The sequence below is a fragment of the Sporolactobacillus shoreicorticis genome (genome assembly GCF_024125445.1).
Taxonomy (GTDB): Bacteria; Bacillota; Bacilli; order Bacillales; family Sporolactobacillaceae; genus Sporolactobacillus; species Sporolactobacillus shoreicorticis.
Genome location: NZ_JAMXWM010000001.1, coordinates 327,016 through 337,468 on the forward strand (window position 1 = coordinate 327,016; position 10,453 = coordinate 337,468).

The following is a 10,453-nucleotide window of genomic DNA, read 5'->3' on the forward strand; positions in this document are numbered from 1 at the left end:
TGATTCCGTATGGGTGCATGATGCCGTGACAATTAGGGATACTAGTGATAATGAACGCGCACGGCTATAGGTGCGGTTCACTCAATTTACAGAAATGAGTGATGAATCATTGATCAAATCCGTTGTCATTGCCATGTGCCTTTTTTTGTTGCCTTTTTCCGCGCCTGCTGCCGAGAGCAGGAGCGATGACAGCGCGGCGCCCGGGACTGAGTCGGGGACTTTGTTTATCGGCATGGATGGACAGTTTAAGCGATTTCCGGTCCATGTCCATGGGACGCTGACCCCTGAAAAACAAATTCAGGAGATTGCGCGTCTGACCGGATGGAATCTCTCGCTTGCCGAACCTGTATCTGTCGGCCGATTGGGGATGACGGTTGTTTTCAGCGATCAGGCGTCATTTTTTAAGTGGCCGCTGCATGATCAGAAAGCGGAGTTTGCCGTTCCGGATCTGAAGGCCTTGACGTACACCATATTAGACAGTGTCCGGCATACCTTGCAGTATAATGATTTTTACCATCCGGAGGAGACGGATATCAGTAAGCTGGACATTTATTTTGGCCTTTCCGATGATCGACCGTTCGAAGTGCCGGCGGCCGGTATTAAACTGCCGCTTGATCAGCCATATCCGGGTTCCTCAAAACTGCAGACCACTAATTAAAAAAAGAGAGCACAAGCGTTGTGCTCCCTTTAACATACGACAGAAAAGTTAGCCCTCTTCGATCTCTACAGCTTGCCGCGTACGCATATGAAACCTGCTCAATGTCAATGAGACAAAGCCGATAGTAAAAATAAGCAGCAGGCTGAGGATACCAAAGGATGATCTTCCGGTAAGAGCGGCGCTGAATGCGTAGAGAGCCGGGCCGATCACGGCGGCGAATTTACCGAAAATGTCATAAAAGCCGAAGAACTCGTTGGAACGCTCCGCCGGAACCAGCTTGGCGAAAAAAGATCGGCTGAGTGCTTGAATTCCACCTTGACTGGTACTCACAAGCACCGCAACGACCCAGAACAGCAAGGTGGAGAAATGAAGCGCGTTAGTATAGTCACTTGATCGATTCGTATCGGATAAAAAGGAATCAACATCTGTCATCATTTTCTGAAGCTCCGCCTTTTCCGTGCTGTTCATCGTTTTCGAGAGTTCGTCCATTTGCTCGTTAAATGCTGATGCGCGGTCGGAATTTGCCAGAATGGATCGACCATCTTTTTTCACGGCATTTACTGTCTGCTGATCAAGCTGCGCGTCCGATTGATTGACAACTTTAATGAAATCGCTTTCGTAGGCCTTTTGATGAGGTTCTAAAGAAAAACCAAGATAAAAGCCGAGCAGACAGATCAGCATGTAGATCAGCACGCCTCCTTGCAGCATACGGTGCGTGCCGAAATGCTCGGAAAGCCGCCCGAACAGAATGGAAAACGGAACAGCGAGAATCTGTGTCAGAAGCAATGCCAAAATCATCAGACTGCTGCTTAGGCCCAGTGTGCTGCCGTATGAAGTAGACATCGAGATTACGGTGCCAACGCCGTCAATATAGAAAAAGTAAGCAATCATAAAAAATAACAGCTTTCGATTATGAAAAATGGCGAGAATAGTCCCTTTAATATTTGTAAACACGTTTCTGAACAGCTTCGATTTCGGCAAGTCAATATAGTGCGTTTGATGGACATGACGCAGGATCGGTAAACTGAAAACGAGCCACCAGAATACGGTGAGCAAAACAGATAGTTTGACAGCCAGTGTTCCATCCACACCAAAGGAGCTGCCGAACAGAACCAGTGCAATTGAAATCAGGAAGGGAATCGTGCTGCCTCCCAGATACCCCATGGCATAACCATAGGCAGACACCTTGTTCATTCGTTCCCGAGTGGTTACATCGGTCAGAAAGCTGTCATAAAAAAGTGAAGTGCCTTCAAAACCGATGAACGAAAAGCTGTAGCCGATCAGCATAAGCATCGGTTGATCAGTGAAGGCCATGAATGCTGTAAAAAATGCGCCAAAGAGAAGCGCGCACGTAAACAGCTTCTTTTTCATTCCTTTAAAATCGCCCAGTGCACCAAGAAATGGAGCGCTTAATGCAATAAGCAGCGATGACGCCGATGTCGCGTAGCCCCACCAGACATCGCCGGCAATGCCGTTCGATTTAGCAACGGAAGCGAAGTAAATCGGAAAGACGGCAGACATAATGATTGTCGCATATACCGAATTAGCCCAGTCATACATAATCCAGCTTTTTTCTGTTTTAGTGAATTTCGCCATGATGATCGCTCCCCGACAATCTGTTTTTTCCATCCATTGACCATAGCGGTATCCCAAGTAAATCAGCTGCCAGTGGACAGATGTCGACAATACATCCGCCTTCAGTCACTTCATTTTTGCCGATGCCCGGCCCGGCCGCTAGATAAAAAGGCTGATAGTCATCATGGGCCAAACTGTAGCCGTGCGACCCTTTTACCGGTTCACCGAAGCTGTATCCATCAGCGGCTTCAATACCGCAGAGAAATTCCTGATTCAGGCCGCTGACATTCATTTCTTCATCGGACAGTTTTCGTTTTACTGAAGGGAGCGACAGGTAATCGGAAAAATGCTGAAGTACCGCTTCTTTTGCTGATGCATTTAAGATCTTTAGAAACGATGTACCTCCGCCGTTGTGGAAGAAGGCATCGTAATGCTCACTGCCATCCTTCGCCCTGCAAATCAGTCCGTCTGCTCTGAGCCAGTCATTGGGATCAATCGAGGTATGGACGTTAAGACATCCGTGATCACTGAATACGAGAATGGCTGTGTTTTCTTCACCCCATGCCTGAAATGCGGCATCCGTTAATCGACCAAGACGCGCGTCCAGACGAATGAGTGCGTCAGACGCTTCTTGACTGTCCGGTCCGAATCGATGCTTATGATCGTCCGCATCAAGAAGATGAAGGAGCAGGAGATCCGGCTTTTTCTGGCTCAAGGCATCAAGAGCGATGTGTGTGGTAAAGTCGTCCAGATAAGGTTCGGCGATTTTCTTCAAGTAGTTTCTATTTCGCCATAGTGAGGAGAGAATGAACCATGAACTTCCACCTTTCAGAATGGCAGCGGCACGTTTAAGAATCCCCATTTTTCCAGGCACTTCGGGAAAATTCCATTTTATTTTTGCTCCACAAGTCACCGGATAGAAGATCGAACAGACATCCATTCCGATCTCGGCCGCTTGATCATACAGCTTAGGGGCTTTCACTGAATGGGCGTCTCGACGCCAATTGGGCGCAGAATTGCCTGGCTGGCTCATCGTATTTTCAATCAAGCCATGTCTGTCAGGATGGACTCCGGTGATAATGGAACTATGGCAAGGGTATGTATTCGAGATGAAGACAGATTGCACATTTCGAACGAGTGTGCCATGAGATGCGAGTCGCGAAAAATTGGGCAACTTCTTGAGTGTATTAATATCAGTTGTGCTCACGGCATCGAGTGAGACCATGAGCAAGTGTGTGGCATGGTTCGTTGTAATCCCCTCCCGAAAATCGCAGCATAAACTCGTTAACTGAAAATAGGGTTTGCTTCAACTGTATCAGTAGCGTTTGAAGTCAGCAGCAGAGTTTATGTAAAATATAAGTAAAAATAAGTGATACTAAATGATCGCAGTTAGAGAAGGTGAGAAAATGATCTATATCGTATTGTTGCGCGGCATTAATGTCGGTGGGAAAAATAGAATCAAAATGGCTGAATTGAGAAAGGCGCTCGAAACTGCCGAATTTAAAAATGTTCGCACATATATTCAGAGCGGCAACATATTGCTCGAGTCGAACGCGACTGAGCATGAACTCAAAAGACAGATTGAGCGCATCATTGATGAACAGTTCCATCTGACTATTCATGCTATTGTCCGCAACAAAAATGAATTGGAAACGATTATTCAGAACTGCCCGTTTGGTGAAGAAGAAATTGCTCACGCGAAGGAAAGCGCAGTAGGCGAGTGTCTCTATGTGACCTTGCTCAATGCTGTTCCTGATCCGGAAAAGGTGCGGCTTTTTACAGAGACTGATTTCGGAGCGGATCGTTATCAAATTTTCGATCGAAATGTCTATCTTCTCTTCTCGCGTAGCATCCGCAATTCGAAGCTGGCATTGCGCGTTGAGAAATTAAGCCCCTATTGCACAACGCGAAATTGGAAAACAATTGACAAACTCTCTGTGCTCTTAAACCAACCCAAGTGATTATAATAGAATTGGTAACAAAAAATGAATAATCGGAGGGATTCATTCAATGGAAAGCTACGATGCCGTACTCGCCTTTTTTGAAAAAGCTGATGCACCTGCAAATGCGGGAAAAGTCGCCGAATCGACCGGATTAGATAAGAAAGAAGTCAATAAAGTCATGACGAAACTTAAAAAAGAAGAAAAAATCGTCTCGCCAAAGCGCTGCTATTGGGAGATTAAGAAATAAGTCTTCAAAAAAAACAAAATCAGTTCAGCCGGAGTAAGTGGTTCGCCATTTGCTCCGGTTTTTTTACACAAATAAGAAAATCTAAAGATTTAGAGGAATTTAGTGCAGTGTTCCGGCAAATAAAGGAGCTTCGACGAACAGCACTCATGTCCTATGAGCAACATCGAAGCCCCTCCATCCTGAAAGTGCGTCCTGCGGTCCGCCGAACACTAGGCCGTTCGTGACGGTGACTTCATCTGCGCCAACGGCTTGAGAAAATCAAGTTAAAATACATAAATAGTCTTCCATTATTCCATACAATTCCAAGTCTATGTGCTGTTTTTTCAGTTTTGATCCTGAACTATTTTATATCACTGTGTGGCTCTGATAAATGATATTTTTGTAATAGTAAAGAAGGAAGAGGTGTTGGTCCATGGATCTAAATATGAGACAAATACAATTATTGAAGATGCTGATTAGCGACAATGAATTTCACACCATCCAATATTATGGACAGAAAGTTCATGTATCCGAACGCACCGTTCATTCCGATCTGCAACAAATTGATGCTGCCTTGAAGGATCAATACACGATTGATTTGACTAAAAAAAGGGGCACAGGAGTTCGTCTTGCGGCGAGTCAGGAAGAAAAGCTTCGTATTTTAAATGCCGTTTCTCTATCCCATATCTTCGATGAAGGCTCGATTATTGAACGGCGTGAATCCATTATAAAAATTTTGCTCAAAAATGAAAGCGCAACCAATTTTAGGGCGCTAGCAAATCTTTTTTTTGTGAGTGTAAGCTCGATTACAATGGACATGAAAGAAATTGAAAATTGGTTGAAGTCTTTTGATGTGCTTCTTGTAAAAAATAAACACGGTACATCAATTACCGGAACGGAAACAGATGTCAGAAAAGCAATGATTGCATTGCTTCAACAAAGAATCGAGCGATTAACCGGATCAGCCGGAATTCACGATATTAATGATCAGACCAACAGAGAAAAAGTACAGGAAACACTATCCTTTTTAATATCCGCTGATAATATTCACAGGGCAAAAGATTTAATTCTGTTTTTAGAATTACAATTAAACTGTAAATTTAATGAATTTTACTATGTCAATATGCTGATTAGTTCAGCAGTAATTCTGCAGAGATTAGCAGAAGGGAAGCTGTGCAACAGATGTTTTGAGGAGAAAAAGGGGATGCGGAATCTCCATGTTTTAAAAACATATATTGCCGCTAAAGAAGCATTGGAGAAATTCAGTAGATTAAAAGTTAGTGAAGAAGACGTACAATTCCTTAATCAATATATAATGGGTACTGGAATTGACGAACAGATAGGTACAGGTAATACGAAAAAATACAACTCTGATATAAAAAGACTCGCGCGTAAAATTTGTCATTCAGCCGGAGAAGCACTGCAGATTGATTTTTCTAATGACTCAATTCTGTATCAAGGGCTGCTTGTTCATTTAGAACCAATGGTACATCGTTTAAAAAACGTTATTGTTATAAAAAATCCTCTGCTTGATCAAATAAAAAAGCAATATTCTGCTTTGTTTGGGTTGGCTTGCCTCTTGGGATCTTTAATAGAAAATGAAACACACTTGAAAATTAATGAAAATGAGATTGGGTTTATTATGGTTCATTTTCAAGCCGCTATTGAAAGAAATAAATCATTAACTAAAGTAATCGTTGTCTGCCCCGGAGGTATCGGAACATCGGAATTAGTCGCTAACAAAATAAAGAGGATTTTGCCAAACATTAAAATTGTTGGTGTGTTCTCTATTGGAACACTTAGTGCTGTCGATCTGGATACCGTTGATTTTATTGTTTCAACTGTACCGCTTACCAAAGTGAAAAAAAAGGTGATCATTGTTTCTCCGATGGTGGATCTTATGGATGCTAAAGCAATTAACAGTTATTATTTAGAAAATATCTATAAGAAACATAGCGAGCTGTCTCGATTTAAGAATCTTCTTTCAGTAATACATGAAGATACTGTTTTTATCCATAAGGATATAAAAGATAAGCTTAAAATGATTCACTATATATCTGAACAATTGGTTCAAAGAGGTTATGTAACAAGCGAGTTCCAGCATTCAATAGAAGAACGTGAAAAGATTGCATCAACTGATCTGGGAAATGGTGTAGCAATTCCTCATGGGCATGGGAGCGATGTCAATCAATCAACAATTGCTGTTGCAACGGTTCGTCATCCAATTACTTGGGGGAAAAACAAGGTTAAACTGATTTTTTTTATTGCCATATGTGACGATTCAAAACATGAAATAAGAGGCATAATGAGCGATTTATACAGTTTATTTGAGTCAGAAGCACTGATTAAGAAATTGTCCGATTCGAAAACGGTTTCTCAATTGATTCAACTTTTATCGCAACCTCAGGATAAGTAACTGTTTCAGGTTGTTCTGTTTTTGCAGTTGAGTTAATGAAGAAGCCTGTTATTTACGCACAAAATGGCAGCGTTTACAATTAAGGCGTGGTGAAGATAAACAGAATCATCACATGAGAACAAGTACAAAAAACTCCGGAGTGTTTTTCACGTGTGCGTTCTCAACTGTTTTTTTCGAAACTTTGCAAATCCATATTCTAATTAATTAACGAAGGAGGGTGATGGATTGCTGATAAACAAAGACTTAATAATTACTGATGCTGAAGGATCTAATGAACTGGATGTGATTACCCTACTTGCTCAGCGTGCCAAGAGTCTCGGTTATATAAGTGAGGTTGGCCAATATGTGGAGGCGGTACAGAAACGTGAAAAAGAATTTTCTACTGCTTTTGGCTATGGAGTAGCAATTCCCCATGGGGAAACAGATGCGGTCAAGTCATCATTCTTAGCCTTTTGCAGACCCGCTCATGATGTACCTTGGGGAGAAAATAAAACTGCTGTTAATCTAGTGTTTATGATTGGTGTACCGAAATCGCAAAAATCAACCCTTCATTTAAAAATACTCGCCAACTTAAGCAGAAAACTATTAGATGACACATTTAGACATGCAATTGCTCTTTGCCCAACCTCAAATGAGATCTTTAAGATGCTTGCTGAACTAGAAAGGGAAATAACAATCTCTTAATTAAAGAATCGAGGGGAAAACAATGATCGCAATGTTTAAAAACATGAAAACCCATTTAATGACAGGTGTTTCCTATATGATTCCATTTGTTGTTGCAGGTGGTGTTTTTCTTGCATTGTCTGTCATGTTCTCAGGTAAAACGGCTGTTCCTGAACATGGATTGCTTGGAAACATTTCAACAATCGGTCTTGCTGGAATGGCACTTTATGTTCCGATACTGGGAGGATTTATTACCTATTCAATGGTAGGCAAACCAGGTATAGGACCAGGAATGATCTCGGCATATTTAGCTTTTCAAACGAAAAGCGGTTTTCTTGGAGGAATGATTGCCGGGATTGTTGCAGGTGTCGTTGTTTACTATCTTAAAAAGTTAAAGGGTCCAAAATCTGTTGGGCAGGTCATGCCAATTTTTATCATTCCGCTATTGGGTTCATTAATTTCCGGCTTGATCATTTTGCTGGTACTGGCAACGCCAATGGCGTCCTTTATGGCTTTTCTTAACGACTTTTTACTAGGGATGCGGAGCGGATCAAAAATACTGCTGGCGATTATCCTGGGATGCATGATCGCGTTCGATATGGGTGGTCCCTTTAATAAAACGGCCTTCTTCTTTGCAGTTGCGGTCATGCCAACGTATCCGCAATTAATGGCGTGTGTAGCCGTAGCGGATTGTACACCGCCGCTTGGACTAGCAATCGCTACATTTCTTGCAAAGAAAAAATTTAATCAAGAAGAGACTGAAGCAGGTAAGGCTGCTCTTGTAATGGGTGCCATAGGGATAACTGAAGGAGCCATTCCATTTGCAGCAGCAGATCCGTTAAGAGTTATTCCGTCAATTATGATCGGAAGTGCCTCTGCATCCGTTACTTCTATTCTACTCAATGCTACAAACCATGCGCCATGGGGAGGACTCATTGTTCTTCCGGTAGTGGGAAATTGGTTCGGTTATTTGGTTGCTGCCATCGTCGGCACAGCGGTCACAACAGCATGCATTGTTTTGCTGAAACGTCCAATAAACAACAGTCAAGGTGAAAAGAAAGAAAAGGCACTTAAAGAAGAGGATTTGGAACTGAACTTTTAATAATGTCAAAAAAAGGAGGGAAAAACAAATGAATATCGTAGGCGTATCCGCTTGTCCGACAGGCGTGGCACATACTTATTTAGCAGCAGAGGCTTTGACAAAAGCATTTAAAGCTAAAAATCATCAAGTGAAAATCGAAACACAAGGTGCGAGTGGCATTGAAAATGAAATAACACCGGAAGATGTTCAAAAGGCTGATTATGTTATTTTGACAAAAGATATTGCCATTAAAGATGAAGAACGGTTTGCCGGGAAAAAAGTTATTAAAGTTATGTCTGGAGTTGCGATACAGAAGGCTAATGCTATTGTACAGAAATTGGAAAACTTAAACGCTGAAAACACTAATAAATAAAGGAAGAGGGCTTCATCATGAGCAAAATGCCAATTAAAACAATGGTTCATAATCTTTTGAAATTAACTGAAAAAGGTGAAGGTGCAACACTTTTAGGAATTGGTCCAATGTCTCCGCGATTGCTGCGTGCAAGCTTTGAAGTGGCAAAAGATAAGGATTTTCCGTTATTATTTATTGCCAGCCGCAACCAAGTAGATGCGGATGAATTAGGTGGTGGCTACGTCAACGGTTGGAATCAAAAGACATTTATGAAAGCGATTCGGGATACAGCGGCGGCAACACATTTTGATGGACTTTACTATGTTTGCCGTGATCATGGTGGCCCCTGGCAGCGTGATAAGGAAAGAAATGATCATCTTCCGGAAAAAGAAGCGATGGATCTTGGCAAAAAATCTTTTCTCGAAGACATTAAGGCGGGCTTTGATTTATTAATGCTGGACCCGACAAAAGATCCATTTGTGATGGGCAAAGTGATTCCATTAAATCGCGCATTAGATCTCACTATAGAACTCTATCAATACTGTGAAGATCAGCGTAAAGCATTGGGATTGCCGCCTATCGGTTATGAAGTAGGCACCGAAGAGACAAACGGCGGATTAACAACGCCGGAAACCTATACTAAATTTTTAAATCGATTAGAGGAAGAATTGACGAGACGCGGCCTGCCGATGCCAACATTTATGGTGGGGCAAACCGGAACGCTTGTGCGTTATACAGAGCAGGCCGGAACATTCAATTATCAGAATGCAAGTGCTTTAGCTGAATTAGCCAATCAATATGGAATTGGTCTGAAAGAGCATAATGGAGATTACATGAGTGATTATCAATTACTGCAGCACATTCCGGCCAAGATTACGGCAACTAATGTAGCCCCGCAGTTTGGTACCGAAGAAACAAGAGCTTATCTCGTATTAGCGGAAGTTGAACGTACCCTAAAAGAACAGGGCGTAATTGAAAACGCATCGAATACGAAAGCAGTCTTGCAAAATCATGCAATCGATTGTCAGCGCTGGCGCAAGTGGCTGGAGGGTGACCAAAAGAATATATCCATTGAACAGGTTAAAGCAGATACGGAATTGACTGCAAAAATATTGGATAATGCGGGACACTATACCTTTAATGATGAAGAAGTGAAAGCTGAAATTAATCAAATGCTGACGCATCTATCCAGTCAATCGATTGATGGCGACCGATTTGTCGTCGATCGTATTAAGCGCTCAATTAATAACTTCGTTGAAGCTTATAATCTTGAAGGTGTTACTTCGCGAATTAGAAACTACAAAGACTAATTACTGTTAGAAAAATCGTGCAATAAGAAATGCATGATTTTTCTAATCTATTTGCAATATGAGAGGAGCAATAGAGAAATGAATCAATTAAATGTAAAAATTTATGCAGATGGTGCGGATATTAACGATATGATGGCAGCTTACCAGGCTGGATTTGTAAGCGGGTTCACAACGAATCCGAGTTTAATGAAAAAGGCCGGAGTTACAGACTATGTGGCATTTGCCAAGA

Annotated in this window: 11 protein-coding genes; 9 read left to right on the forward strand and 2 right to left on the reverse strand. The window is 42.0% G+C overall.

Annotated elements, in window-relative coordinates; all coding sequences use genetic code 11:
• The first annotated feature begins 109 nt into the window (after nucleotides 1-109).
• A complete protein-coding gene (locus NIE88_RS01565; RefSeq protein WP_253057936.1) occupies nucleotides 110-658 on the forward strand; it encodes a hypothetical protein in 549 nt (182 codons plus the stop codon).
• 48 nt (nucleotides 659-706) lie between these two features.
• On the opposite strand, the gene NIE88_RS01570 is transcribed toward NIE88_RS01565, so the two are convergent.
• The gene (locus NIE88_RS01570) at nucleotides 707-2,254 is read right to left on the reverse strand and encodes an MFS transporter (protein WP_253057937.1); all 1,548 of its coding nucleotides are present in this window, start codon (nucleotides 2,252-2,254) and stop codon (nucleotides 707-709) included.
• The gene (locus tag NIE88_RS01575) at nucleotides 2,238-3,458 is read right to left on the reverse strand and encodes an alkaline phosphatase family protein (RefSeq protein WP_253057973.1); all 1,221 of its coding nucleotides are present in this window, start codon (nucleotides 3,456-3,458) and stop codon (nucleotides 2,238-2,240) included. The genes NIE88_RS01570 and NIE88_RS01575 overlap by 17 nt, the downstream gene beginning before the upstream one ends.
• Nucleotides 3,459-3,639: 181 nt before the next feature.
• On the opposite strand from NIE88_RS01575, the gene NIE88_RS01580 reads away from it, so the two are divergent.
• The 8 genes from NIE88_RS01580 to NIE88_RS01615 all read left to right on the forward strand — a co-directional run.
• On the forward strand, nucleotides 3,640-4,194 hold the full coding sequence (locus NIE88_RS01580) for a DUF1697 domain-containing protein (protein WP_253057938.1): 555 nt from the start codon (nucleotides 3,640-3,642) through the stop codon (nucleotides 4,192-4,194).
• Between the two features lie 49 nt (nucleotides 4,195-4,243).
• The gene (locus tag NIE88_RS01585) at nucleotides 4,244-4,423 is read left to right on the forward strand and encodes a MarR family transcriptional regulator (protein ID WP_253057939.1); all 180 of its coding nucleotides are present in this window, start codon (nucleotides 4,244-4,246) and stop codon (nucleotides 4,421-4,423) included.
• 424 nt (nucleotides 4,424-4,847) lie between these two features.
• Nucleotides 4,848-6,818: a BglG family transcription antiterminator gene (locus NIE88_RS01590; protein ID WP_290446265.1), complete on the forward strand. Its 1,971-nt coding sequence runs from the start codon at nucleotides 4,848-4,850 to the stop codon at nucleotides 6,816-6,818.
• Between the two features lie 225 nt (nucleotides 6,819-7,043).
• The gene (locus tag NIE88_RS01595; RefSeq protein WP_253057941.1) at nucleotides 7,044-7,502 is read left to right on the forward strand and encodes a fructose PTS transporter subunit IIA; all 459 of its coding nucleotides are present in this window, start codon (nucleotides 7,044-7,046) and stop codon (nucleotides 7,500-7,502) included.
• 22 nt (nucleotides 7,503-7,524) lie between these two features.
• Entirely contained in the window at nucleotides 7,525-8,583 is a 1,059-nt protein-coding gene (locus tag NIE88_RS01600; RefSeq protein ID WP_253057942.1) for a PTS fructose transporter subunit IIC, read from the forward strand.
• A gap of 28 nt (nucleotides 8,584-8,611) precedes the next feature.
• Nucleotides 8,612-8,935 (forward strand): PTS fructose transporter subunit IIB, encoded by a 324-nt coding sequence (locus tag NIE88_RS01605; RefSeq protein WP_253057943.1) that lies wholly within the window; start codon nucleotides 8,612-8,614, stop codon nucleotides 8,933-8,935.
• A gap of 17 nt (nucleotides 8,936-8,952) precedes the next feature.
• Nucleotides 8,953-10,224, forward strand: coding sequence for a class II D-tagatose-bisphosphate aldolase non-catalytic subunit (locus NIE88_RS01610; protein WP_253057944.1), 1,272 nt, complete (start codon nucleotides 8,953-8,955; stop codon nucleotides 10,222-10,224).
• A gap of 78 nt (nucleotides 10,225-10,302) precedes the next feature.
• Nucleotides 10,303-10,453: transaldolase family protein (locus NIE88_RS01615; protein WP_290446266.1), on the forward strand; the 151-nt coding region annotated here is incomplete at its 3' end.

What these genes read in the sequence shown, in the direction of transcription:
- NIE88_RS01570 (WP_253057937.1), bottom strand. Translation starts at nt 2,254, where the DNA reads ATGGCGAAATTCACTAAAACAGAAAAAAGCTGGATTATGTATGACTGG.
- NIE88_RS01575 (WP_253057973.1), bottom strand. Translation starts at nt 3,458, where the DNA reads ATGGTCTCACTCGATGCCGTGAGCACAACTGATATTAATACACTCAAG.
- NIE88_RS01580 (WP_253057938.1), top strand. Translation starts at nt 3,640, where the DNA reads ATGATCTATATCGTATTGTTGCGCGGCATTAATGTCGGTGGGAAAAAT.
- NIE88_RS01585 (WP_253057939.1), top strand. Translation starts at nt 4,244, where the DNA reads ATGGAAAGCTACGATGCCGTACTCGCCTTTTTTGAAAAAGCTGATGCA.
- NIE88_RS01590 (WP_290446265.1), top strand. Translation starts at nt 4,848, where the DNA reads ATGAGACAAATACAATTATTGAAGATGCTGATTAGCGACAATGAATTT.
- NIE88_RS01600 (WP_253057942.1), top strand. Translation starts at nt 7,525, where the DNA reads ATGATCGCAATGTTTAAAAACATGAAAACCCATTTAATGACAGGTGTT.
- NIE88_RS01605 (WP_253057943.1), top strand. Translation starts at nt 8,612, where the DNA reads ATGAATATCGTAGGCGTATCCGCTTGTCCGACAGGCGTGGCACATACT.
- NIE88_RS01610 (WP_253057944.1), top strand. Translation starts at nt 8,953, where the DNA reads ATGAGCAAAATGCCAATTAAAACAATGGTTCATAATCTTTTGAAATTA.